This window comes from Streptomyces sp. NPDC006335 (assembly GCF_040612795.1).
Taxonomy (GTDB): Bacteria; Actinomycetota; Actinomycetes; order Streptomycetales; family Streptomycetaceae; genus Streptomyces.
On the sequence record NZ_JBEXQX010000015.1, the window covers coordinates 177,599 to 200,560 of the forward strand.

Here is a 22,962-nt window from a genome sequence, read left to right on the forward strand (position 1 = left end):
AGGCTTCAGAACCTACAGCTGCCCACTGACAATCGCTGCTACCAGCTCGTCTTCCAGTACAGCTCCCACATCGCCATCATGGTCGCCGGGTCGATGACCCGCTCGAGCCCGGCGATCTCCTCGCTCGCGGCCACGTACTGCTTGCCCTGCCACAGGGGCACCAGGCGTGTGTCGTCCACGAAGACCTGCTGGGCCTCCTCGATCTGCGGGCCGACGGCCCCACGGTCGCTCTCCGCGCGCGACTGCGGGAGCAGCTTGCCGGTGATCTCGGGGGCCTCGTACGGGGTGCCGAGGGCGTTCTGCTTGCCCACGAAGGGCGCGATGAAGTTGTCGGCGTCGTGGAAGTCGGGGAACCAGCCGCGCCCGAACACCGGGTACTCGCCCTTCTGGTAGCCCTCGACGTAGGTCTTCCACGGGCGGCTCTTGAGGGTGATCGTGAAGAGGCCGGAGGCCTCCAGCTGCCGCTTCAGCTCCTCGAAGGCGGGCTTGGTCGTCGAGCCGTAGCGGTCGCTGGTGTACCAGAGGGTGAGCGGGACGCGTTCGGTGATCCCCGCTTCGGTGAGGAACTTCTTGGCCTTGGCCACGCTGGGGTCCCCGAAGTCGTCGAAGAAGCCCGTGGTGTGGCCGGTGAGCCCGGCCGGGACCATGGAGTACAGCGGCTCGACGGTGTCCTTGTAGACGTAGTGGACGAGCGCCGGGCGGTCGACGATCTGCGCGACGGCCTTGCGGACCGCGGGCTTGGCGGACCACGGGTCGCTGGGGTTGAACACCAGGTAACTGATCTCGGTGGTGGGGTTCTCGACGAGCTGGAGCCCCTCCTTCCGCTGGTTGACCTCGATGTCCACGGTGTCGGAGGCGCCGAGACCCCGGTACACGACCGAGATCTCCTTGTCCTTGAGGGCCTTGACCATCGCGTCCGACTGCTGGAAGTAGCGGATCGTGACGGCGTCGTTCTTGAGGTCCGCTATGCCCTTGTAGTGGTCGTTGCGGACCAGCTCCGCCTTCTCGCCCTCCTGGTAGGAGTCGAGGCTGTAGGGCCCCGAGCCGCTGATCTTCCCGTCCTTGCGGATCTCGCTCGAGGAGTACTCCTCGGGGTCCACGATCGACATGGCCGGAGTGGTGAGCACCAGAGGGAAGGTGGCGTCGGGCTGGCTGAGGCGGAAGACGACCTCGCGGTCGCCCTTCACCTGCACCCGGGAGAGCGTGCCCAGCAGGCCCGCGGGACCGCCGTTGACGTTGATCTTCTTGATGCGGTCGAACGAGTACTTGACGGCATGGGCGTCCAGGGTGTGCCCGTTGGAGAACTTCAGCCCCTCGCGCAGCGTGCAGCTGTACACGGTGCTCGACGCGTCGGTGAACTCGCAGCGCTCGGCGGCGTCGGGTTCGGGGTCGGACGCGCCCGGGGAGTAGTTGAGGAGCGTCTGGTAGACGTTGCGGAACAGTTCCCAGGAGTTGTCCCAGGAGGCCGCGGGGTCGAGCGTGGCCGGGGCGCTGGTGGTCCCCACGATGATCGACTTCCCGCCGTCGGAGGAGTCCGAGGAGAACACACCACATCCGGCCACCGTGGATATGGACACGAGCGCCGCGAGAGGCGGCAGGTATCGGTTCCGCTTGAACACGCGCTTGCTCCTCGAAATGCCGTGCCGAGAGTCGGCAAAACATACCGCAGCGCCACGCACACTCAACCGGTTCGTCCACAGGCGGCTTGATCACCTCACCGGTGATGACCCTGTAATGCCGCTGTGAGGCTTTTGTGCGTCGACACGGGCGCCGTCGGTGTCAACGGGCGCCCGTGCCGAGGCGACGGGGATCAGCCCACGCCGGCGTTGAGGAAGATGCCGCCGTCGACGACGAGCGTCTGACCGGTGACCCAGTCGGACTGCTCCGAGGTGAGGAAGGCGGCGGCACCGCCGATGTCGGAGGGCACGCCGAGCCGGGCCAGCGGGTAGGACGCGGCGGCCTCCGCCTCCCGGCCCTCGTACAGGGCCTGCGCGAACTTGGTCTTCACGACGGCCGGGGCGATCGCGTTGACCCGCACCCTGGGGGCGAACTCGTGCGCGAGCTGCTGGGTGAGGTTGATCATCGCGGCCTTGCTGACGCCGTACGCGGCGATGAAGGGCGAGGGCGCGATGCCCGCGACGGAGGCGATGTTGACGATCGCGCCGCCGTTGTCCTTCTGCCAGGCGTGCCAGGTCTTCTGGGCGAAGCCGAGCGCGGAGATCACGTTGGTCTCGAAGACCTTGCGCGCCACGTTCAGGTCGAGGTCGGCGATCGGCCCGAACACCGGGTTGGTGCCGGCGTTGTTGATCAGGTAGTCGACGCGGCCGAAGGCGTCCATGGCGCGCTGCACGGCGACGGCCTGGTGCTCCTCGTCGTGCGCCTTGCCGGCGACGTAGACGGCGCGCTCGGCGCCGAGCTGCTCGACGGCCTCCTTGAGCGCGTCCTCGGTGCGGCCGGTGATGACCACCCGGTCACCGCGCGCGACGAGCGCCTCGGCGACGCCGTAGCCGATACCGCGGCTGGCGCCCGTGATGAGCGCGACCTTGCCCGAAGGCTCGGGGAGTTGCGAAGTCATGGTTCCGTTTCCCTAGTCGAGCGGTCCGCCGGCGACGTACAGCACCTGGCCGGAGACGAATCCGGCCGCCTCGCCCGTGAAGAAGGCGATGGCGTTGGCGATGTCCTCGGGCTCGCCCACGCGCGCGACCGGGATCTGGGTGGCGGCCGCGGCCTTGAACTCCTCGAAGCCCATGCCGACGCGCTCGGCGGTCGCGGCGGTCATGTCGGTGGCGATGAAGCCGGGGGCGACGGCGTTGGCGGTGATGCCGAACTTGCCGAGCTCGATGGCGAGGGTCTTGGTGAAGCCCTGGAGTCCGGCCTTGGCGGCGGAGTAGTTGGCCTGGCCGCGGTTGCCGAGCGCGGAGGACGACGAGAGGTTGACGATCCGGCCGAAGCCCGCGTCCACCATGTGCTTCTGGACGGCCTTGGTCACCAGGAACGAGCCCTTGAGGTGCACGTTCAAGACGGTGTCCCAGTCGGAGACGCTCATCTTGAACAGCAGGTTGTCGCGGAGCACGCCCGCGTTGTTCACGAGGATCGTCGGCGCGCCGAGCTCCTCGGCCACGCGCGCGATCGCGGCCTGCACCTGGGCCTCGTCGGAGACGTCCGCGCCGACCGCGATCGCTCGGCCGCCGGCCGCGGTGATCTTCTCCACGGTGTCCTTGCAGGCGGCCTCGTCGAGATCGATCACGGCGACCGCGCGGCCCTCGGCCGCCAGTCGTACGGCGGTGGCGGCGCCGATGCCGCGCGCGGCACCGGTGACGACGGCTACCCGCTGCTCAGTGGTGGACATTGCTGATTCTCCTCGCCCTTGAGAACGTTCGGCCCGACCGGGTCGGTGAGCGACCGCTTAGTACCTTCGGCAGACGTGACGCTAGAAGCCCTGGCACGCGGTGTCAACGTCCCGCGTGACCGGTGTGATCCATTACCTCACCAGCAGGTCGAGCAGGCGCTCCGGTTCGGCCGCCGGATCCAGGGTGAGTCCGGTGTGCACGGGGCCCGGCTGGACGACCGTGGAGCGGGGGGCGACGAGCCACCGGAAGCGGCGTCCGGTGTCGTCCCGCGCGGCCGGCCCGGCGGCCTCACTGCCCTCGCAGACCGCCTCGACGGCCCGCAGCGCGGCCCGGACACCGGCCACGTCCGCGTCCGGGTCGAGCGCCCGCAGCCGGTCCTCGTCGAGGTGGGTGCGCACGCCGACGTAGGCCTTGGCGCGGCAGTACACGAGCACGCCGGCGTTGATGCACTCACCGCGCTCGATCCGGGGGACGACCCGCAGCAGGGCGTACTCGAAGACGTCCCGCTCGCTGCTGCGGCCGCCCCTGATCACGTGGCGCTCGACCACGCTGCCGGCCATGTGGATGTGGCGCTCGCTCACTTGTCCCCCTCGATGCCGGTGATGCGTTCGTGAACCGCGGCGGCCCGCAGGAGCAGGGGCCGGGCGTACGCCCTTCTGAGCTCGTCCGGGGTGTCGAACCCGGGCTCGTCCGCCAGCCAGGCGTCCGGGATCTCGGCGGTGACCTCGGCGAGGAGGTCCTCGGTGACACGGGGGGCCAGGTCGGCGGCGGCAGCGGCGACATCGGGCGCGAAGGGCCTGAGGACGTGGTCCGAGGCGTCGTAGGGGCGGGCGGCGGATTTCTCCGCGCCGGGCCAGTTGTGGTGCCAGATCATGGTCGCGCCGTGGTCGATGAGCCACACCTCGCGCCGCCACCACAGCAGGTTGGGGTTGCGCCAGGAGCGGTCCACGTTGTTGACCAGCGCGTCGAACCAGACGATCCGGCCCGCCTCCTCGGGGTCCACCGGGAAGGCGAGCGGGTCGAAACCGAGCGCTCCGGAGAGGAAGTCCATGCCGAGGTTGGTGCCGCCGCTGGACCGGAGGAGCTCCTGCACCCGTTCGTCGGGCTCGCCGAGCCCCAGGTCCGGGTCGAGGTCGAGCGTCAGGAGCCGCGGCACCCGCAAGCCGAGCCGGCGGGCGAGTTCTCCGACCACCACCTCGGCGACCAGCGTCTTGCGGCCCTGGCCGGCGCCGGTGAACTTGATGACGTACGTCCCGCGGTCGTCTGCCTCGACGAGCCCCGGCAGCGAGCCGCCCTCACGCAGGGGCGTGATGTAGCGGGTCGCGATGGCTTCCTTGAGCATCGCCCCAGGTTACTGGGGGGGTGTCTGAACAACAGGCACTCCGGGGCCGTACCTCAGGGCAGTCCGGAGAATCCGTGGAAGGGGACGTCAGCATGGCCAGCGAATCGATTCATCCCGCATCGGCCCCCAGTCGCCGGGTCGTCGTGGCGGCGGTCGGCGCGGCGGGACTCGCCCTCACCCTGAACGCGTGCGGGTCGGAGGACGAACCCTCCTCGTCGTCGGAAGGGGCCGCCGCCGGCAGCGTGCTCGGCAAGACCTCGGACATCCCCGAGGGTGGCGGCAAGATCTTCAAGGACTCGGGCGTGGTGGTCACCCAGCCCACGGCGGGTCAGTTCAAGGCGTTCTCGTCGAAGTGCACGCACCAGGGGTGCGCGGTGACCGGAATCGCCGACGGGGTCATCACCTGTCCGTGCCACAAGAGCGAGTTCTCGGTGACCGACGGCAGCGTGAAGAAGGGGCCCGCGACCCAGCCGCTGCCCGAGGAGAAGATCACCGTCAGCGGCGACTCGATCACCCTCGCATGAGAGGTCAGGCACCGCGGGGGCGCCGGAGACAGGCCAGCACCTCGTCCGTGGTCGCGAGGGTGGCGACGAGGGCGAGGGTGTGACGGATCATCGCCGGGGTGTAGTCGGAGGGCACACCGGCGACGGCGTCCGTCACCACCACGGTGTGGTATCCGCGGTTCACCGCGTCGAACACGGCGTTGGGCACCGCCACGTTGACGGAGACGCCGGTCACGACCAGGGTGCGGCAGCCGAGGTTGCGCAGCAGCGCGTCGACCTCGGTGCCCTGGATCGGCGACAGGCCGTGCAGCCGTCGTACTACGAGGTCCTCCTCGCTCACCTCGATCGGGGCCGCCACCCGCACCGCGGTGGTCCCGGTGAGCTGCTGGACGGGCAGGCGCTCGGCGGCGCCGAAGAGGCGGGCGTTGCGGTTCGCGCCGCGGCCGTCCGGACGGCGTTCGGCGATCGCGTGGATCACCTGGACCCCGCTCCCGTGGGCCGCGGCGACCAGCCGGGCGACGTTGGCGAGCGCGCCCGAGTCCCGTGCGGCCCGGGCGAGTTCGGGCAGGGCGCTGTCCGGTCCGACGACGCCCTGCTGGCACTCGACGGTGAGCAGGACTGTGCCCTCGGGATCGAGCAGTGCGCTGAGTCGTTCGTACGACGGCACGGTTCCCCCTCGTCGCCGACGGTCCAAGGGCCGTGACAGTAGCCACCATTGCGTGGGGACGGAAGACGACCCATCCTTTTCTGACGTGATGTCAGAGGATCTCTCCTCTGACACGACGTGAGAGAAAGAGGGGGATGTATGACCGTCACGCAGCGCAGGGGCCGGAAGATCATGATGACGCCGGGCGAGCTGGACGAGTTCCTGACGAGCCAGCGCACCTGCCGGGTCGCCACGGTCTCGGCCGACGGTGCTCCGCACGTGAGCACGCTGTGGTTCGCCTGGGACGGCATCTCGATGTGGCTGTACTCCGTGGTGCGCAGCAAGCGCTGGGCGGACCTGCGGCGCGATCCTCGGGTCGCCATCGTGGTCGACACGGGCGAGGAGTACGACGAGTTGCAGGGCGTCGAGCTGTCCGGGACCGTGGACTTCGTGGGCGAGGCCCCGCGCACCGGCGAACTGTGCGCCGAACTGGACGTCCCCGAGACGCTGTTCGCCCGCAAGAACTTCCGCCTGGAGGAGATGCCGCACGACGGACGGCACGCGTGGATACGGCTGACCCCGGAGAAGATCGTCTCCTGGGACTTCCGCAAGCTGGGCCCGGCCTGAACCGAGCGGCCCCACTCGGCACCTGCCTCACACGGCCTTCTCCGCCGCCGACTTCAGCGCCTCCACCGCCGCCCGGATCGACGGGCGGCGGTCGGCGTCCGCGCGCCACACGGCATAGATGTGCCGGCTGACCGACTGCCGTACGGGCACGGTCCGCACGCTCTTCGGGACCGGTCCGCGTCCGAGCCGGGGCGCCACGCACACGCCGAGTCCGGCGCCGACCAGGGCGAGTTGGGTCGGGTGCTCCTCCGCGCGGTGTGCGACGCGCGGTTCGACGCCCTTGGAGCGCAGGGTGTGCATCAGCCACTCGTGGCAGAACTCGCCCTCGCCCCAGGTGACCCAGTCGTCGTCGGCGAAGTCCTCCAGATCGACCTCGCCGCGGTGCGCGTGGCGGTGGGTCGCGGGCATCGCCACGTCGGCGGTGTCGTCGACGATCGAGGCCTTCACCAGCCCCTCGGGCATGGGCAGCGGCTTGTTGTACCAGTCCAGGACGACCGCGAGGTCGTAGTCGCCGCGGATCACGGCGAGGACCGCGGCTTCCGGCTCCATCTCGCGCGAGCTGATCCGCAGGCCCGGATGCGCCGAGCGCAGTCCGGCGATCGCGGCCGGGAACAGTCCGCGCGCCGCCGTCGGGAACGCGGTGAGCCGCAACTCCCCCACCACCTGGCCGCGTTGGGCCTCCAGGTCGGACTGGGCGAGTTCTACCTGGGACAGGATGCGGGCCGCGTGGTCGGCGAGGAGCCGGCCGGCGTCGGTGAGCCGCACCCCCCGGCCGTTCTTGGCGAGGAGCTGCTGGCCGACCTCGCGCTCCAGCTTGGACATCTGCTGCGAGACGGCCGAGGTCGTGATGTGCAGGCCCTCGGCGGCGCCGCTGACCGAGCCGTGCCGGGCGAGGGCGTCGAGGGTGCGCAGGCGCTCCAGGTTCAACATGTAAGCAATACTACGAGATACTTCGCCGAAATACTCGCTTGTGCTACGAGATCGTGTGGGGGATCGTGGTCGGCATGACCACCGCGACCGTCGCCGAAGCCCCGCCTGACGCCTCCCGCCGCCCTGCCCTCGACTGGCGTCTGCGCTTCGGCGTGCTCTCGCTGATCTGGGGGTTCAGCTTCCTGCTCATCAAGGTGGGCACCGAGGGGTACGCGCCCTTCCAGGTGACGCTCGGGCGACTGGCGTTCGGCACGCTGGTGCTCGCCGCGGCGATGGTCGTGAAGCGGCAGCGGCTGCCTCGCGGGGTGCGGACGTGGGCACATCTGGCGGTCGCCGGGTTCCTGCTGAACGCGCTGCCGTTCTCGCTCTTCGCCTACGGGGAGTTGACGATCCCGTCCACGCTGGCGGGGATCTGCAACGCGACCTCGCCGCTGTGGGGGATGCTCCTGTCGCTCGTCGCCCTGTCCGAGGACCGGCCCACGCGTGTGCGTGTCGCGGGGCTCGGTCTCGGGTTCCTGGGCGTGCTGACGGTCCTCGGCGCGTGGCAGGGGTTCAGCGGTCTGGACGGCAGGGGGACGGCGATGGCCCTGCTGGCCTCGCTCAGCTATCCCATCGGGTGGATCTACGTGCGCCGGACCCTGGCCGGTACGGGGTACTCCCACATATCCCTGACGGGGGCGCAGTTGCTGCTGGCCACGGTGCAACTTGCGGTCGTCACGCCGCTGTTCACCGGTGCGCCGACGCATTTCCACCTGCTGCCCGTGCTTGCCGTCGCGGCTCTGGGGGCGCTCGGTACGGGACTGGCCGTGCTCCTTCAGTACGGCCTGGTGGCGGAAGTGGGGCCGACGACCGCGCAGATGGTCACGTACTTCATTCCGGTCATCGCCACGGGGGCGGGGGTCGTGGTGCTCGGGGAGTCGTTGAACTGGTCCACGCCGGTGGGGGCGGTGGTGGTGCTGGCGGGGGCCGCGCTCACGCAGGTTCGCCGGGGCGCCTGAGGGACGGGGACCTGGGTTGCCGAGGGGTGCCGGGTCCGCCGCGTGGCCCGCGGGGGCCCATGCGCGACTCAAGCGACTCACCTGTACGCGACGGCGGGCCGCGCCCGGACCCACCGCCCTCGCGACAGCGCCCGCCGGGGCGAGGCTCGGCTTGCCGACGGGTGGCGGGTGGCGGGCAGCGGGCGGCGGGTGGCGGGCGGCGGGCGGCGGATCCGTCGTGGCGCGGCCGGCCCGCTCCCCGCGCCCAGGCGACCGCATCCGCCAAAAGCGCCGAGCGAGGCCCGGGTTGTCGACGGGCGGTGGCCGATGGGCGACGGATCCGACGCAGCCCGGCCAGCCCGATCCCCACGCCCAGGAGACCACGGCCGCCACTAGCCCGGGTGGAGCCCCGGGTTGTCGGCGGGCGGCGGATCCGTCGTGGCGCGGCCGGCCCGCTCCCCGCGCCCAGGCGACCGCATCCGCCAAAAGCGCCGAGCGAGGCCCGGGTTGTCGACGGGCGGTGGCCGACGGGCGACGGATCCGTCGCAGCCCGGCCAGCCCGATCCCCACGCCCAGGAGACCACGGCCGCCACTAACGCCGGGTGGAGCCCCGGGTTGTCGGCGGGCGGCGGATCCGTCGTGGCCCGGCCGGCCCGTTCCTCGCTCCCAGAAGAACCGCGGCCACCAAAGGCGCCGAGTGGGGCCCGGGTTGTCGGCGAGCGATCGACGGCGGCCTGCCGTGGCCCGGCCGCTCCTCTCCCCCCCACCCCCACCAGACAACTCACCGATACGCACTCGCAGACCGCACCGCCCCCAGCGCCCTAGCCACCGCGTCCGCCAAGGGGGCGACCTCGGCAGCCTCCAGGGTGGCCACGGTCACCCGGATCCCCTGCGGTGCGCCCATCCTGAAGCGGGCGCCCGGGGCCACCGCCCAGCCCGCGTGCAGGAGGCGGGACACGGCACCGGTTTCGTCCGGGACCGGGATCCACACGTTGAGACCGCTGCGGCCGTGGGCCTCGACCCCGCGTTCCGCCAGCGCGCCGATCAGCCGGTCACGGCGCTCGCGGTAGGCGGCCGCCACCTTCGCGGTGTCGAGCACACCGTCCGCCCACAGATGCGCCACCGCCCGCTGGGTGATGCGGCTGACCCAGCCGGGACCCAGACGGTGACGGCCGTGGACGCGGTCGACGGTGACCTCGTCGCCGGTGAGGACCGCCAGGCGCAGATCGGGGCCGTAGGCCTTGGCCACCGAGCGGACGAAGGCCCAGTGGCGGGTCACTCCGGCCAGGGGGTGCAGGGGGAGGTCGACGATGCCGTGGCCGTGGTCGTCCTCGACGAGGAGGACGTCGGGGTGGTTCTCGAGGACCGCGCGGAGGGCACGCGCGCGGGGGGCGGTCACCGAGGCGCCGGTCGGATTCTGGGCCCGGTCGGTGACGATCAGGGCTCGGGCGCCCGACTCCAGGGCCCGGCGTACGTCGTCGGCGAGCGGTCCCTCGTCGTCCACGCCCACCGGGGCGATACGCAGGCCGAGCGCCGGGACCAGGTCGAGGAGACTGCCCCAGCCGGGATCCTCCACGGCGACCGTGTCGCCGGGCTTGAGGTGGGCGGCCAGGACGCGCTCGATCACGTCGAGGGATCCGCAGGCCAGGGCGAGAGGGCCGTCCGGGACGCCGTCCGCGTCGAGCGCCTCCCGGGCCAGGCGCGCCAGGTCCGGGTCAACGGTCGCCTCGCCGTACAGGACCGGCTCCCTGTCGGCGCGCGCGGCTGCCGCGGCGAAGGCGGGCGCCAGCGGGGGCAGCAGCGCGGGATCCGGGTTGCCGTTCGCCACGTTCCGCACGCCCTCCGGGACCTCCACCCGGATGTACTCCCGGCCCGTGGTCGCCGGCATCGACCGGACCCGGCTGCCCCTGCGCCCGGCGGTCTCGATGACCCCACGTTCACGCAGGGTGCGGTACGCGGCCGCGACCGTATTCGGATTCACACCCAGTTCGGTTGCCAACTCCCGCATGGGAGGCAGCAGTTGGCCGGGCTCCAGCTCCCCGGCGCCCACCGCGCGCTCGACGCTCGCCGCAATCTCCGCTGCGCGTCGCCCTTCGATCCGATATTCTCCTAGCACAAAGCAGATTATGCACTAGTGCAATGGAGACCGCAATGCAGGGGACCACCGCGACCACGCCGGAGCCGACCGCCTACGCGCCGACCGACCGCACCGTCCCGACGCGCTCCCCGGGCCGGGCCTCGTACGACAAGGAACTGGTGCACTCGATACTCGACGAGGGGTACGTCTGCCATCTCGGCTTCGTCCGGGACGGCGCCCCGGTGGTGCTGCCCACGCTGTACGGCCGGGTGGGCGAGCGGCTCTACGTCCACGGCTCGACCGGTTCGCGCCCGCTGCGGATGACCGGTGAGGCCGACCCCGGGCTGCCGGTGTGCCTGACGGTCACGCACGTCGACGCGCTGATCCTGGCCCGCTCGGCCTTCCACCACTCGATCAACTACCGGTCGGTGGTGGTGCACGGGCTCGCGTACGACGTCACGGACCCCGAGGAGAAGCGCCTCGCCCTCGACGCCCTGGTCGACCACGTGGTCCCGGGACGCGCCGTCGACTCCCGCCCGGCCAACAAGAAGGAACTGGCCGCCACCGCCGTCATCCGCCTCGACCTCGACGAGGTCTCCGCCAAGCTCCGCACCGGCGGTGTCAACGACGAGCCCGAGGACCTCGCCCTCCCTCACTGGGCCGGTGTGCTCCCGCTCCGCAAGGGCTACGGCACCCCGGTCGCCGACGGGCAACTGAACCCCGGCACCGAGGTTCCCGACTATCTCGCGGTGCTGTGATGCTGATCCACCCCTGGGACGCGGCCCGCGACGACACCGAGTGGCAACAGTGGCTCGCCGTCCACGACTTCGGGCAGCTCGCCGTCAACGGCCCCGCGGGCGAACCGCCGTTCGTCCAGCCCCTGCACTTCGCCCACGACCCCGCCCGGGGCGAGGTCCTCACCCACCTCGCGCGGCCCAACCCGCTGTGGAGCGCGCTGGAGGCGAGTCCGGACTGCCTGCTGAGCGTGGTCGACGACTACGCGTACGTGCCGGGCCCGTGGCAGGCCGAACCGGACGGTCCCGCCGAGCACGGCACGCCGACCAGCTTCTACGCGGCGGTCCAACTGCGTTGCCGGGCGCACGTGGTGGACGACCCGGTCGAGAAGGCCGCGCTCCTGAACCACCAGGTCGGCCACTTCCAGCCGGAGGGCGGCTCCGCGCGGGTGGCGGTCGGCGAGGTGCCGTACGGGCGGATGCTCTCGGGAATCCGTGGTCTGCGGCTCGAAGTGACCGATGTGCGGGCGAAGTTCAAGTACGCCGGGAAGCGGAGCGCGCAGGTGCGGAAGCGGATCGCGGACGGGTTGACGGACCGGGGCGGTCCCGGGGACGCGGCGGCACGCGAGCACCTGCTGCGGCGACAACGCGCGTGACCGGAGGGGCCCTTCACCGGAAGAGCCCCTCCGCCCGTCCACCGTCAGGCGGGCACGCGGGCCTCCGTCACCGCGAGCCCCGCCACCGCGCCCAGCATCAGCAAGGTGCCGAGGACGACGGCCGGGGTGAGGTGCTCGCCGAACAGCACGACGGCGAGCACCGCCGCGCTCACCGGTTCGAGCAGCATGATCACGGAGACGGTGGTGGAGCGGACGACCGCGGCGGCCGCGAAGTAGAGGCCGTAGGCGAGAGCCGTGGGCACGGTCGCCAGGTAGGCCAGCAGGCCCAGGAGCAGGACGGGTTCGGGCGTGTGCGGGACCGGGCCCTCGGCCAGCGCGAAGGGCAGCAGACAGAGACTGGTGACCGCGAACACCCCCACGGAGGTCCCGGAGGACCCCGCCCCGGAGGTGCGGGTGATCAGGGTCATCACACAGCAGCCGGCCGCCGAGAGCAGCCCGAGGAGCACACCCAGCGGGCGTACGGACGCGTCCGCGCCGCCCAGCATCAGCACTCCGAGTCCGGCGAGCGCTCCGGCGACAGCGACGGTTCCGCCACGCCCGAGCCGCTCCCCGAGGGTCAGGCGGGCCCCGAGTGCGATGAGCAGGGGGCCGGCGCCGAGGGTGACGACCGTGGCCACGGCGAGCCCGGTGGACCGTACGGCGGCGAAGTAGGCGGTCTGGAACACCGCCAGGGCGATGCCCGACGCGCCGACCCGCAGGGCCCTGCGGCGGAGCGGTTCCGAGACGGCCGTACGCGCGCGTGGCCGGACGAGACGGACCGCGAGAAGGACCGCCAGTCCGGCCGCGCAGCGCCAGAAGGACAGGGCCACCGGGCCCAGGTCACTGGTCCGGTAGGTCAGGGAGGCGACGGCTCCCGCGGTGCCCCAGGTGACACCGGCGACGATCAGGTAGACGAGGCCTCGCCCGACGGGCAGGCCTGAGGAAGCATGCGACACGTGTTCTCTCCGCAGTCGCGCCGAGGCGCGGAAGTTCGGAAGAGGACGCCCGCTCGAGGGCGGGGTCCCACGGACTTCGTCTGCGGGCAGCACCGTTCAGCCCGGCGACATGCCGGGCGTGGTCTCCGGAGGGCCCGCCTCAGGCGGCCGGCGGAGAAACGACGAGGGTGCGCGTATGCATGATCCGTGAGCCTAGGCGGCGTTCTCCCGGGCGGACAACCGACTTTCGGCGCCCCCGGCCGCGACCGGCTCCACGGACCCCTTGGCCGGAGTGGAGGACTGCGCGATGAAGGCGCCCAGCAGGACGACCGCTCCGCCCACGATCTGCGGGGCGGAGAGGTGTTCGCCGAGCAGCACCCAGGCGAGGACGGTCGCGACGACCGCTTCGAGGCAGGCCACGACCCCGGCTATCGCGGGTGAGAGCCTGCGCACCGAGACCACGCCGGTGACGTAGGCGAGGACGGTGGCGATCAGCACGATCCAGCCGAGCAGCAGTCCGGCCGCGACCGGGGTGCCGTCCATGTCGGCGCTGTGCGCGAGGACGGAGAAGTCCATGGTCCACGGGCGGGCCACGACGGTCAGGACGGCGGTGCCGATGAGCAGGCCGTACGCGATCACGCCCAGCGGATCGGGGGCCTCGTCCGAGTCGCTGCCCTGGTCGGACAGGACGAAGTAGCCGACCTGGCAGCAGGCGGCGCCCAGCGCGAGGAGCAGTCCGAGGGCGTCGAAGCTCAGGCCCGCCCACACCTCGACGACACAGGCGAGCCCGCCGACCGCGAGGACCACGCCGAGCGCGGCGGCGCGGGTGACCGGCCGGCGCTGGACGAACCGCACCCAGCCGAGCACCAGGGCCGGGGCGAGGTACTCGACGAGCAGGGCGACGCCGACCGGGATGCGGGAGATCGAGGCGAAGTAGAAGGCCTGGACGCCCGCCACGCCGAGCAGTCCGAAGCCGGCGAGCAGGGCGGGCCGGCTGCGCAGCAGCGCGCGGTGCCGGACGGCGAGCGGCAGCATCACCAGGGCGGCGCCCGCCACCCGCAGCCACACCACGTGGAGCGGATCGAGCCCCGCCTCGATCAACGGCTTGGCCGCGACCCCGGATCCGCCGAAGGCGAGCGCGGACACCAGCGCGAGACCCAGTCCGACTCCCTTGCCGTCACCGGGCCCGACTCCCCCGCTGTCACCGGCCCTGCTGCGTTCAGACGTATGCACCGACCCATGATGACAGGGCACGACATGAGCGTCACCCCCGTTGACTCCTGTCTCAGCGGCTGGACCGCGGTGGGCCGCCCCACAGGCCGCCGGGCAGGCGGTCGTCGATCCGGGCGGACACCGCCCGGGCGTCGATCCCCGCCCGGGTCAGCACCTCGACGGCCCGGGACTCGGGGTCGACCAGGATCGCCGCGAGCAGGTCGATCCCACGGGCGGGCCCGTCGGCGCGGTGCTCGGCCCGGGCGCGGGCGTACTCCATGGCGCCCGCGGCGAGCGGTGAGAAGCCCTCGGCCTCGATCACCACGGGGACGGCGCCGGAGTCCTCGACGGTGCCCTGCCAGCGCAGTCCGTAGCCGATGCTGCGCTGCACGAGATATCCGAGGAGCCGTGGCAGGTGGGGCTCCGCGTCGAGGACGGCGTACGCCTCGGCGTCGGCGTCGAGCAGTGAGTGCAGCAGATGGGCGGTGTCGATCTGCCGGTCCCCGTCCCGCAGCGCGCGCCTGCGGGCACCGGACACCACCGCTGTCAGTTCCGGGCTGAGCCTGACATCGTCGTCCGGACGGGCCGGTGGCGGGCCGCTGTGTTCGCGGGCCGACTGCCGGGGGATACGGGGGTGCACATCCCCCACCCCATCAGCCCCACCGCATCCGGTCATCCCCGAGGGGAAGCATCTTCGCGTCCCACGGAGAGCGGATCCCGGGGCTGGGTTCTCCTCCTTTTGGATGAGGTCACGCCTGCCACCCCAGGGGCGCGCACCGACGTGCCGCGCGCCCCTCGGGCAACCGTCATGCGACGTCATTCGTCCCACACAGGCGTGGAGAGCAGGTGTTGGCTGGTGGCGCTGCCGGCGGTGGACGGCAAGCAGTACGTGTACCGGGTGGACGCCCCGGAGGACGCGCTGCTCGCCGACCTGTTCTGGGAGGCGTGGCACTGCCACGACGAGAGCGCCTTCCCGCGCGCGTGGGACCTGTTCGACGCGGCGGTGATACGGCGGGTGGCCTGAGCATCCCTCCACACTTCTGACGGTTCATCAGTATTGAATGTTGTGGCTCCTGCGGCTACTTTCCGCGACACCACAGCCCACACGAAGAGGTGGCCGCATGGCGGAAATCAGCGCGGAGGCACGCATCCCGGCGCCCGCGGAGAAGGTCTGGGCCCAGCTCACCGACTGGTCCGCGTACGGGGACTGGAACGCGACCCACACCAGTTTCCCCAAGGGCGGCCCGACGGCCCTCGAACCGGGTGGGACCTTCCAGGAGAACATGAAGCTGATGGGCTTCCCCGCCGAGGTCGAGTGGACCATCGACCAGGTGGAGCCGGCCCGGCTGTTCGCCATCCGGGGCAAGGGCCCGATGGCGGTGAGTGTGGCCACCCGCTACACCCTCACCCCGGACGGGGACGCCACCACGGTCCGCATCGACGGCGAGTTCACGGGCGCCGCCGTCTCCTTGATGGCGGGCAGGCTGAAGGACTCGGGCACCGCCGCGCTGAACGAGTCGCTGCGGAAACTGGCCGGGCTGGTGTCCTGACGAAACGGCCGGGCTGATGTCCTGACGGCGGGACGCACGAAGGCGCCCCGGGACTTCCCGCCCGGGGCGCCTGTCGCGGCCGTACAGCCGCGATCCGTGATCAGTCCTCGTCGGCGAGGATGAGGTACAGCTTCTTGCGGGCCTCGTTGATGACGGCCACCGCCTTGTCGCGCTGTTCCTTGCTGCCGGTCTTCCAGACCTGGCCGAAGGCCTCCATCAGGCCGAAGCCGGCCTGCCGGATCTCACCGAGCGCCTCGAAGTCGATGCCGCGGGAGGCTTCCTCCCAGGGCGCGTCGGGGCCCTCGCCGGCCGCGGTACGGCCGGCCTCGGTGAGCGAGAACAGCTTCTTGCCGCCCTCGGTCTCACTGACGATCAGCCCCTCGTCCTCCAGCAACTGGAGGGTGGGGTACACCGAGCCCGGGCTGGGCTTCCACGCCCCGCCGCTGCGCTCGGCGATCTCCTGGATCATCTCGTAACCGTGCATGGGCCGGTCCTTGAGCAGGGCCAGGATCGAGGCGCGCACGTCACCGCGCCGCGCCCTTCCCCTGGGTCCACCCCGCCCCCTCGGCCCCCAGGGCCCGGGGCCGAAGCCCGGGCCTCCGAAGCCGGGGCCACCGGGACCGCCCGGACCGAAGGGCCCGAAGGCACGCCGCAGGCTCTCGGGGCCACCGCGGCCCCGACGACCGGCTCCACCATGTCCACGCTCGAATCCGTGGGAACGCATCGCAATCACTCCATCCATCGTTGATCAGTCGCGATGCTTCAACGATATATCGGAACCGATCGCATGGCAAGGCCCTTCTCTGCCCGGCCCGTCACGAGACCGGTGAAACCGGTCGTAGCGAGGCTGTCGGATTCTCAGCGCACGGGAGTCGGTTCGGTGTCGGGGTACGGGCTGACCATGGTGTCGAAGTAGCCCTCCGGGGCTTCCTCCAGGAAAGTCGACAGGGTTTCCAGGAAGGCGCGCAGCGGGGGCGTCGCGTTGTGCCGGTCCAGGTCTTCCTGGGAGCGCCAGACCTCGTACAGGAAGAAGCGGCCGTCCTCGTGCTCGTGCAGGTGGTACTGCAGGTTGCCGGGCTCTCGCCTGGTGGGTTCCACGAAGGAGGAGAGGATGCTCCGGACCTCGTCCGCGCGCTCCGGCCTGGGCCGCAGGAAACCGTAGAGGGCGATGGGGCGTTCTGTGTTCGTCATGACCCTCAAGCTAGGATCTGACACCGATGTGAGGTTCAAGGGGTTGTGAGGAGCACCACATGAAGATCGGCGAGCTCGCCGCCGTGACGGACACCTCGGTCCGACTGCTGCGCTACTACGAGGAGCAGGGCCTCCTGGAGTCCTACCGCCTCGACAGCGGCCACCGCCGCTACGACGACAGCGCCCCGGCCGTGGTCCGCCGCATTCGCGCGCTGCTGGACGCCGGCCTGCCGACACGGGTGATCCGCGACCTGCTGCCGTGCGTTCGCCAGGACGGCACGGTCGCCGGATGCAAGCTGGAGACCCTCCAAGAGCACCTCCAGGGTCTGGACGACCGGATCTCCGCACTGTCGGAAACCCGCACCTCACTGGCCGGGCTGATCTCCGCCACGCGTGCCCTCGAGCCGACACTCAGGTAGGACCGCTGCCGCGCTACAAGGTGGAGGCGCGTGCAATTTCCGGTCCGCGTCCCGGCCTTAGGGCTTCGGTCTGCTGCACGGTCATTGTCCGCCTGACTCCAGGCGGCCAGCCAGTCCAGGAGCGCGCCGACTCGCAGGGCTGAGTGCGCGCACTTGGAGTGCGGTGGGCGTCTTCGGATCACCCGTCTGGACCGCGGGCCGCAGCGGTGCGAGGAAGATCCTGTTCAGCCCAGCCGGCCATGGGCCGAAGACGACCTGAAGTCGTGTGCCTGCCGGGGTGAGTTGGTACTCCACCCGGGGCGGGACCTCCGGGTAGGCGGCGCGGGTGATCCGCCCGCTGAGGACGCATCGCCGGAGCCGTGAGGACAGGGGCTCGGAGCTGAGTCCCGGTAGCGCGTCACGCCACCTCGAACGCCCGGGCCGGTCAGTCCAGCAGGGCAGCCGTGAACGTCTTGCGGTGGTCCACCAGCCAGGACTGCATGCGGTCCCAGCGGTCCCAGCCACCACGCTCGGCCAGCGCCTGGAGATAGACGGGGTCCTGGTCGGCCACACGGCGGGCGACGAAGGCCCGGCACACCTCCGTGGCCTGCTCGATGACGCCGGGCAACTCGGCGCGGTCCCCGGCCGAGAGGCCGTAGCTGTCGACGAGGATCCGCAGCCGTGCGGCCGCATCCAGCCCGGGGGGATAGAAGGCGGCCGCGGACGCGGGATCGAGCATGGGCACCCAATAGCGGGCGGTCATGGCGAGGTCCCAGAGGGCACGGCCCGGGGCCGCGAAGTCGAAATCGATCAGGGCGGCGGCACGACCGTCGCGGAAGACGACGTTCTCCGGGCACACATCGTTGTGGCACAGCATCGTTCCCCCCTCCGGGTCGGCGAGGTCCAGGGGCCACTCGGCACGGGTGTCGACCCCGACGGCCGCGCTGGTCTCGTGCAGACGCCGCAGCAGGCTTCCCACGGATTCGAGGGCGGCACGCGTCATCGACCAGTCCGGGAACGGTGACAGAGCCACGTCGCCAGGGAGGAAGGTCAGCTGTTCACGGCCGTCCGCGGTGAGACCGACGGGGGTCGGCGCCGCGTCGAAGCCGTGCTCCTTCAGCGCGAGGAGATGCGCATGCAGGGCGCGCGCGTTGCGCGGTGCCGGTCGCTCCACGCACTCGCCCCGGCGGAAGACCGCCCCCGCGTTCACCATCCCGCCGACCAGCGCCTCGTCCTCAGCCGTCATGAAGATCACGCTATCGCCGGAAATGATGTTCCCGCGCACGCCCGCTCCCCCGCTGTACCTGACCCGCGCGGGCCCGGCTGCAGAGGGCCGTCGCACGCGACACGGATCAGTGCACGACGGAACGCGCGACGCGGAACCCCACGTCGTCGACCTGGAAAGTCGGGTGGCTGCGGCGCCGCGCGGAGGCCCGGCAACTCCAGTGCTCGTCGAACCAGCCACCGCCACGGAGCACCCGGTAGGCGCCGTAGACCTCGGCGTCGTACACGTCCCAGCACCAGTCCCAGACGTTGCCGAGCATGTCGTGCAGCCCCCACGGGTTGGGGCGTCTGCCGCCCACCTCGTGGAGGCGCTCGTGCGAGTTGCCGCGGTACCAGCCGATCTCGTCGAGCTCCCCGTAGCGCGGCCCGGTCGTCCCGGCACGGCAGGCGTGTTCCCACTCGGCTTCGGTCGGGAGTCGATAGCCGTCGGCGGACAAGTCCCACTCGACGTCGTCGGCCTCGGCACGGAAGTGGTACGCGGGCGTGAGACCGGCGCGCCGGGACAGGTCGTTGCAGAACCGGACTGCGTCCCACCAGGAGACGCACTCGACGGGCAACCGGTCCCCGCGGGTGGCACTTGGCTGCCGGCCTGTGATCTGTGCGTACAACGCCTGGGTGACCGGGAAGGCCGCGAGCTGGTAGGGCGCGAGTTCGACCGACCAACTGCGCCGCGTCCGCCGGTCCGACAGCGTCACCCGTCCCGGCGGAACGGCGATCATCTCGTTGCCCATCACATCAACACGTCCATGATCAGGGGATCCTAACGAGCCCCGTCAGCGACTTGCTCACCGATCACCGGCACAGGTCAGTCCCGACTCCGCACCCCATCCCGCCCGCACGTGTGACTAGCCTGCGGGCATGACAGAGCACCCCGGGTTCGGGTCGATGCTGGCGCGGTTGCTGGATCACAGGGAGCTCGGCGTGCCTGAACTGGCCGGGCGTGCCGGGCTGAGCGAGAGCGAGACCCGTGCCGTGCTCGCCGGGGGCAGTCCCGACGAGGAACCGCTGCGACGGCTCGCGCCCGCGCTGGGTCTGCACACCGTCGATCTGTTCGTCCTCGCGGGACGGGCGGTCCCGGACAGCATGGCGCCGCTGGACGCCGGGGCCGCGATGTTCGTGAAGTGGACGGTGACGGATGCGGTGCGCGTCCCCGCGGCCGGGCGCCGCGAACTCCTGCGGCGGATCAGCGCACTGCCGCGGGAGGAACGCCGGTCCAGGTTCACCCCGAAGCCGCTCCTGCCCCTGGACGGTGGACCCGGCGCTCAGGTCGTCCGCATGCTCCAATACCGCAACCTGAACCTCTCGGGCATGGCGGCGGCGCTCGCGCTCACGACGCCCACCTATCTGTCGAGCGCCACTTACGGTGTGATCGGCTCCGGCCGCAAGGAGCTGACCCCGCGCCTGGTGACGGACTTCGCCGCGCTGCTGGGGATGGACGCGGGCGATCTGGCCGCGCTGACGGGCGTCGTCCTGCGTGCGGTGCCACCGCCTCCCCCGCGCCGGGCCGTGGACGCCGCGGCACTGCTGTGGGCGGCACGGCGCCTGTCCGCCGCCCAGGCGCGGCACCTCTCCGAACTCGCGCGCTCCCTGCGCGAGGACTCCAGCGACACCCCCGACGCGGGTCAGCGACACGCCCACGAGTGACTCCGTGGGGACGGGACGGTCACTTCAGGGCGTCGCGCAACGTGGTGGCCATCAGGTCGATGGCCTCCTTGCCGGCCGCTACCGGGCCCGTGTGGGTGAAGTAGTGGTCGACACCTTCGAAGACGCGATGGGTGACCGGAACGCCGGCCGCCTCCAGGGCCTTGGCGTAGGCGTCCCCCTCGTCACGCAGGCGGTCGTTCTCCGCGGTGACGACGAGGGCGGGCGGCAGTCCGGCGAGATCGTCGGCGAGGGCGGGCGAGACCAGGGGGTGGGCGCGGTCGGCGGGCTCGGGGACGTAGGCGGCGGTGAAGATCCGCATGAGCTGCGGGGTGAGCAGCGGCTTGGCGACGAGGGACCGCTTGGTGGCCGGGTCGGCGACCTGGTCGAGCGGTGCGGAGTCGAGGATCTGGAGCCGGGGCGAGAAGGTGCCGCGCTCCCTGGCCAGGCGGCACACCGCGGCGGTCAGGTTGGCCCCGGCGCTGTGTCCGCCCACGGCGAGCCGCGAACCGTCCCAGCCGCCGACGGCGCCGTTCTCGGCGACCCACGCGGTGACGTCGTAGGCCTGGGTGACGGGTGTCGGGTACGGCCGCTTCGGCGCGACCGCGTAGTCGACGTTGATCACGACACAGCCGGCCGTGGCGGCGATGTAGCGGCAGATGTGGTCGTCCTGCTCGGGGCGGGCCACCACGAACCCGCCGCCGTGGAAGTTGACGTACACGGGAGCGGCGGCGTCGGCGGCCGGCGGGTGGTAGACGGTGCACGTCACGGGCCCGGCGCCGGTCTCCACCCGGAGGGTCTCGGTGCGCGCCGGGATGTCGGTGAAGCGCAGGTCCTTGTGTACACGGGACATCACGGGGCCGAGCAGGAGCTGGATCCCCCTGGCCTTGATTCCGGGGCTGAACGGCATGACTGAGCACCCATCGCTACAAGTTTAAAGTAACAGGATTCCTGATAATGAGTGCTCGGCGGCGAGAGCGCAATGGGTGCGGTGCCACTCCCCCGCGCCACGGGCGCAGGGTCGGCTGGGCCCACAGGCGGGAAATCGGTCCAGCGGCCCGGAATTGGCCTTGTCCCGGCCGCGAGATCGGCCCGTACCGTCGGCCCATGCGCATCCGAATCGTCGACGCCTTCACCGACCGCCCGTTCGCCGGCAACCCGGCCGGGGTCCTGCTCCTGGACGACGCCTTCCCGGACGACGACCGGCTCCAGAACATCGCCCTGGAGGTGAACCACGCCGAGACGGCCTTCGCCCACCGGCTCCCCGGCGGCGGCGAGGCCGACTGGGCGCTGCGGTGGTTCACGCCCGCCACCGAGGTGAACATGTGCGGGCACGCCACGCTCGCCACCGCCCACGTCCTGCACGGCACCGGCGCCCATCGGGGCCCGGTGCGGTTCGCCACCCGCAGCGGGGTCCTCGTCGCCACGCCCGGCGAGGACGGCTCGATCACCCTGGACTTCCCGACGGCTCCCCTGACGCCGGTCGCGCTTCCCGAGGGGGTCGCGCGGGCCCTGGGCGCCGAGCCGCTGACCGCCTTCGACACCGGGCCGAACATCGGGGACCTGCTCCTCGAACTGGCCGACGAGAGGACCGTGCACGCCCTGCGCCCCGACCACAAGGCCCTGGCCGGCTACTCCGAGCGCGGGATCATCGCCACCGCACGGGCCGAGAACCCGGACCTGGGCTACGACTTCGTCTCCCGCTGCTTCTTCCCGAACGTCGGCATCGACGAGGACCCGGTCACCGGCAGCGCCCACACCGCCCTGGCGCCCTACTGGTCGCAGCGGCTCGGCCGTACGGATCTCACCGGGCTCCAAGCCTCGCCGCGCTCCGGCCGGGTCCGCACCGGGCTGCGCGGTGAGCGCACCCTGCTGACGGGCCGGGCGGTCACGGTCATCGAGGGCGAACTGCTCGCCTGATCACGCGGTCGGCAGCCAGCCCACCTTGCCGGCGAGCAGCGCGTATCCGACGAACGCTCCGATGTCGAGCAGGGAATGCGCCACCACCAGGGGGCCCACCCGCCCCCACCGCCGGTACAGGAGGACGAACACCACGCCCATGACCATGTTGCCGACGAAGCCGCCGACGCCCTGGTAGAGGTGGTAGCTGCCGCGCAGTACGGAACTGGCCACCAGGGCGGTGCCCGGGGTCCAGCCCAACTGGTTCAGCCGGCGCAGCAGATAGCCGACGACGATCACCTCTTCGAGGATCGCGTTCTGCATCGCCGAGAGGATCAGCACGGGGTACTTCCACCACACGTCGGGCAGCGCCTCGGGCACCACGGTGAGGTTGAAGCCCAGGCCCCGCGCGGCCAGGTAGAAGGCGATGCCGGTGCTGCCGATCACGGCCGCGATCCCGGCCCCGCGAGCGAGGTCGGGGCCGGGCCGGGTGCGGTCGAAACCGAGGGTCCGCAGGCTCTGCCCCTCACGCAGCAGGAAGTGCGCGACCAGGGCGACGGGCACCAGGGCCGACGCGATCCCGAAGAGCTGCCAGGCGAGATCCAGCCAGGGCCGGCCGGGCGCGGCCGAGGCGTTGAGGGTCGCCGCCTGATCCTTGAGACCCCCTGGCTTGGTGACCGATCCGACAAAACTGATCAGCGCGGACACACCACTCGCACCGAGCGAAAGCCCCAGAACGAGCAGCGTCTCGTCACGGAAGAACTTCCGTGAGAGCGCCTTCTGCGGAAAAGAATCGGCCACTGCCCCTTCCTCCGCCTGCACACCTGCCTCCAGTTGAGTAATCCAGCCTCATCCCCCTCCCCACCCCGCTAGGGTCCTTCGAAAGTACTTACGAAGATCGTGAGCACTTACGTAGTTCGTGCGCGACAGGCCGTCGGGGGGACGGACGCCGTACGGGGCGTACCTCCCACCCTTTCCTGCCGGATACGGCTGTCCTGGCACGGGGAGTC

At 71.4% G+C, this 22,962-nt stretch carries 28 protein-coding genes; 10 read left to right on the forward strand and 18 right to left on the reverse strand.

The annotated features are described in order from the left end of the window. Positions 1-38: 38 nt before the first annotated feature. The 5 genes from ABZ098_RS33375 to ABZ098_RS33395 all read right to left on the reverse strand — a co-directional run bounded on the left by ABZ098_RS33375 (position 39) and on the right by ABZ098_RS33395 (position 4,692). Entirely contained in the window at positions 39-1,619 is a 1,581-nt protein-coding gene (locus ABZ098_RS33375; RefSeq protein WP_356597472.1) for an ABC transporter substrate-binding protein, read from the reverse strand. Between the two features lie 191 nt (positions 1,620-1,810). After that, positions 1,811-2,575, reverse strand: a complete 765-nt coding sequence (locus ABZ098_RS33380) for an SDR family oxidoreductase (protein ID WP_356597473.1) — start codon at positions 2,573-2,575, stop codon at positions 1,811-1,813. Positions 2,576-2,587: 12 nt separating this feature from the next. Beyond that, positions 2,588-3,349, reverse strand: a complete 762-nt coding sequence (fabG, locus tag ABZ098_RS33385) for a 3-oxoacyl-ACP reductase FabG (RefSeq protein WP_125190518.1) — start codon at positions 3,347-3,349, stop codon at positions 2,588-2,590. 132 nt (positions 3,350-3,481) lie between these two features. Continuing rightward, entirely contained in the window at positions 3,482-3,931 is a 450-nt protein-coding gene (locus ABZ098_RS33390; protein WP_356597474.1) for a DUF3037 domain-containing protein, read from the reverse strand. Beyond that, positions 3,928-4,692, reverse strand: a complete 765-nt coding sequence (locus tag ABZ098_RS33395; protein WP_356597475.1) for a HipA family kinase — start codon at positions 4,690-4,692, stop codon at positions 3,928-3,930. The genes ABZ098_RS33390 and ABZ098_RS33395 overlap by 4 nt, the downstream gene beginning before the upstream one ends. Before the next feature lie 92 nt (positions 4,693-4,784). Between ABZ098_RS33395 and ABZ098_RS33400 the strand changes: the two genes are divergently transcribed. After that, complete coding sequence (locus ABZ098_RS33400; protein ID WP_356597476.1) at positions 4,785-5,216, forward strand: Rieske (2Fe-2S) protein; 432 nt, start codon at positions 4,785-4,787, stop codon at positions 5,214-5,216. A 4-nt stretch (positions 5,217-5,220) separates the two neighbouring features. Here the strand turns inward: ABZ098_RS33400 and ABZ098_RS33405 are convergent, their stop codons facing one another. Then, entirely contained in the window at positions 5,221-5,862 is a 642-nt protein-coding gene (locus ABZ098_RS33405) for a cysteine hydrolase (protein WP_356597477.1), read from the reverse strand. A 138-nt stretch (positions 5,863-6,000) separates the two neighbouring features. Here ABZ098_RS33405 and ABZ098_RS33410 point away from each other — a divergent pair, with 138 nt between their 5' ends. Beyond that, positions 6,001-6,468, forward strand: a complete 468-nt coding sequence (locus ABZ098_RS33410) for a pyridoxamine 5'-phosphate oxidase family protein (RefSeq protein WP_356597478.1) — start codon at positions 6,001-6,003, stop codon at positions 6,466-6,468. Between the two features lie 27 nt (positions 6,469-6,495). Here the strand turns inward: ABZ098_RS33410 and ABZ098_RS33415 are convergent, their stop codons facing one another. Further along, positions 6,496-7,398, reverse strand: a complete 903-nt coding sequence (locus ABZ098_RS33415) for a LysR substrate-binding domain-containing protein (RefSeq protein ID WP_356597479.1) — start codon at positions 7,396-7,398, stop codon at positions 6,496-6,498. A gap of 74 nt (positions 7,399-7,472) precedes the next feature. Here ABZ098_RS33415 and ABZ098_RS33420 point away from each other — a divergent pair, with 74 nt between their 5' ends. Next, positions 7,473-8,396 (forward strand): DMT family transporter, encoded by a 924-nt coding sequence (locus ABZ098_RS33420; RefSeq protein WP_356597480.1) that lies wholly within the window; start codon positions 7,473-7,475, stop codon positions 8,394-8,396. Positions 8,397-9,156: 760 nt separating this feature from the next. On the opposite strand, the gene ABZ098_RS33425 is transcribed toward ABZ098_RS33420, so the two are convergent. Next, positions 9,157-10,491 carry an aminotransferase class I/II-fold pyridoxal phosphate-dependent enzyme gene (locus ABZ098_RS33425; protein ID WP_356597481.1) on the reverse strand — a complete coding sequence of 445 codons (1,335 nt, stop codon included), beginning with the start codon at positions 10,489-10,491 and terminating at the stop codon, positions 9,157-9,159. Positions 10,492-10,526: 35 nt separating this feature from the next. Between ABZ098_RS33425 and ABZ098_RS33430 the strand changes: the two genes are divergently transcribed. Both ABZ098_RS33430 and ABZ098_RS33435 read left to right on the forward strand, forming a co-directional pair. Further along, entirely contained in the window at positions 10,527-11,210 is a 684-nt protein-coding gene (locus ABZ098_RS33430) for a pyridoxamine 5'-phosphate oxidase family protein (protein ID WP_356597482.1), read from the forward strand. After that, a complete protein-coding gene (locus tag ABZ098_RS33435; protein ID WP_356597483.1) occupies positions 11,210-11,842 on the forward strand; it encodes an FMN-binding negative transcriptional regulator in 633 nt (210 codons plus the stop codon). The genes ABZ098_RS33430 and ABZ098_RS33435 overlap by 1 nt, the downstream gene beginning before the upstream one ends. A 44-nt stretch (positions 11,843-11,886) precedes the next feature. On the opposite strand, the gene ABZ098_RS33440 is transcribed toward ABZ098_RS33435, so the two are convergent. From ABZ098_RS33440 to ABZ098_RS33450, 3 genes are all read right to left on the reverse strand, one after another. Beyond that, positions 11,887-12,798, reverse strand: a complete 912-nt coding sequence (locus ABZ098_RS33440) for an EamA family transporter (RefSeq protein WP_356597484.1) — start codon at positions 12,796-12,798, stop codon at positions 11,887-11,889. Between the two features lie 192 nt (positions 12,799-12,990). Next, positions 12,991-14,010, reverse strand: coding sequence for an EamA family transporter (locus ABZ098_RS33445; protein WP_356597485.1), 1,020 nt, complete (start codon positions 14,008-14,010; stop codon positions 12,991-12,993). A 52-nt stretch (positions 14,011-14,062) separates the two neighbouring features. Continuing rightward, complete coding sequence (locus tag ABZ098_RS33450; protein ID WP_356597486.1) at positions 14,063-14,629, reverse strand: Clp protease N-terminal domain-containing protein; 567 nt, start codon at positions 14,627-14,629, stop codon at positions 14,063-14,065. A gap of 195 nt (positions 14,630-14,824) precedes the next feature. Here ABZ098_RS33450 and ABZ098_RS33455 point away from each other — a divergent pair, with 195 nt between their 5' ends. Together ABZ098_RS33455 and ABZ098_RS33460 are read left to right on the forward strand one after the other, a co-directional pair. Beyond that, complete coding sequence (locus tag ABZ098_RS33455; protein ID WP_356597524.1) at positions 14,825-15,013, forward strand: hypothetical protein; 189 nt, start codon at positions 14,825-14,827, stop codon at positions 15,011-15,013. A 97-nt stretch (positions 15,014-15,110) separates the two neighbouring features. Then, on the forward strand, positions 15,111-15,539 hold the full coding sequence (locus ABZ098_RS33460; protein ID WP_356597487.1) for an SRPBCC family protein: 429 nt from the start codon (positions 15,111-15,113) through the stop codon (positions 15,537-15,539). A gap of 100 nt (positions 15,540-15,639) precedes the next feature. Here the strand turns inward: ABZ098_RS33460 and ABZ098_RS33465 are convergent, their stop codons facing one another. Next, complete coding sequence (locus tag ABZ098_RS33465) at positions 15,640-16,263, reverse strand: PadR family transcriptional regulator (protein WP_356597488.1); 624 nt, start codon at positions 16,261-16,263, stop codon at positions 15,640-15,642. 134 nt (positions 16,264-16,397) lie between these two features. After that, entirely contained in the window at positions 16,398-16,730 is a 333-nt protein-coding gene (locus tag ABZ098_RS33470; RefSeq protein ID WP_356597489.1) for a putative quinol monooxygenase, read from the reverse strand. Positions 16,731-16,789: 59 nt separating this feature from the next. Here ABZ098_RS33470 and ABZ098_RS33475 point away from each other — a divergent pair, with 59 nt between their 5' ends. Then, the gene (locus ABZ098_RS33475; protein WP_356597490.1) at positions 16,790-17,149 is read left to right on the forward strand and encodes a MerR family transcriptional regulator; all 360 of its coding nucleotides are present in this window, start codon (positions 16,790-16,792) and stop codon (positions 17,147-17,149) included. Between the two features lie 81 nt (positions 17,150-17,230). Here the strand turns inward: ABZ098_RS33475 and ABZ098_RS33480 are convergent, their stop codons facing one another. The 3 genes from ABZ098_RS33480 to ABZ098_RS33490 all read right to left on the reverse strand — a co-directional run bounded on the left by ABZ098_RS33480 (position 17,231) and on the right by ABZ098_RS33490 (position 19,143). After that, a complete protein-coding gene (locus tag ABZ098_RS33480) occupies positions 17,231-17,656 on the reverse strand; it encodes a winged helix-turn-helix transcriptional regulator (RefSeq protein ID WP_356597491.1) in 426 nt (141 codons plus the stop codon). Continuing rightward, positions 17,574-18,374: a phosphotransferase gene (locus tag ABZ098_RS33485; RefSeq protein ID WP_356597492.1), complete on the reverse strand. Its 801-nt coding sequence runs from the start codon at positions 18,372-18,374 to the stop codon at positions 17,574-17,576. Before ABZ098_RS33485 ends, ABZ098_RS33480 begins: the two co-directional genes overlap by 83 nt. 106 nt (positions 18,375-18,480) lie before the next feature. Continuing rightward, complete coding sequence (locus ABZ098_RS33490) at positions 18,481-19,143, reverse strand: SUMF1/EgtB/PvdO family nonheme iron enzyme (protein WP_356597493.1); 663 nt, start codon at positions 19,141-19,143, stop codon at positions 18,481-18,483. A 127-nt stretch (positions 19,144-19,270) separates the two neighbouring features. On the opposite strand from ABZ098_RS33490, the gene ABZ098_RS33495 reads away from it, so the two are divergent. Beyond that, entirely contained in the window at positions 19,271-20,056 is a 786-nt protein-coding gene (locus ABZ098_RS33495; RefSeq protein WP_356597494.1) for a hypothetical protein, read from the forward strand. Positions 20,057-20,075: 19 nt separating this feature from the next. Here ABZ098_RS33495 and ABZ098_RS33500 read toward each other — a convergent pair whose 3' ends face one another. Beyond that, on the reverse strand, positions 20,076-20,963 hold the full coding sequence (locus ABZ098_RS33500) for an alpha/beta hydrolase (RefSeq protein ID WP_356597495.1): 888 nt from the start codon (positions 20,961-20,963) through the stop codon (positions 20,076-20,078). A gap of 197 nt (positions 20,964-21,160) precedes the next feature. On the opposite strand from ABZ098_RS33500, the gene ABZ098_RS33505 reads away from it, so the two are divergent. Beyond that, positions 21,161-21,973, forward strand: coding sequence for a PhzF family phenazine biosynthesis protein (locus ABZ098_RS33505; protein WP_356597496.1), 813 nt, complete (start codon positions 21,161-21,163; stop codon positions 21,971-21,973). On the opposite strand, the gene ABZ098_RS33510 is transcribed toward ABZ098_RS33505, so the two are convergent. Continuing rightward, the gene (locus ABZ098_RS33510) at positions 21,974-22,774 is read right to left on the reverse strand and encodes a type II CAAX endopeptidase family protein (protein ID WP_356597497.1); all 801 of its coding nucleotides are present in this window, start codon (positions 22,772-22,774) and stop codon (positions 21,974-21,976) included. Between the last annotated feature and the right edge of the window lie 188 nt (positions 22,775-22,962).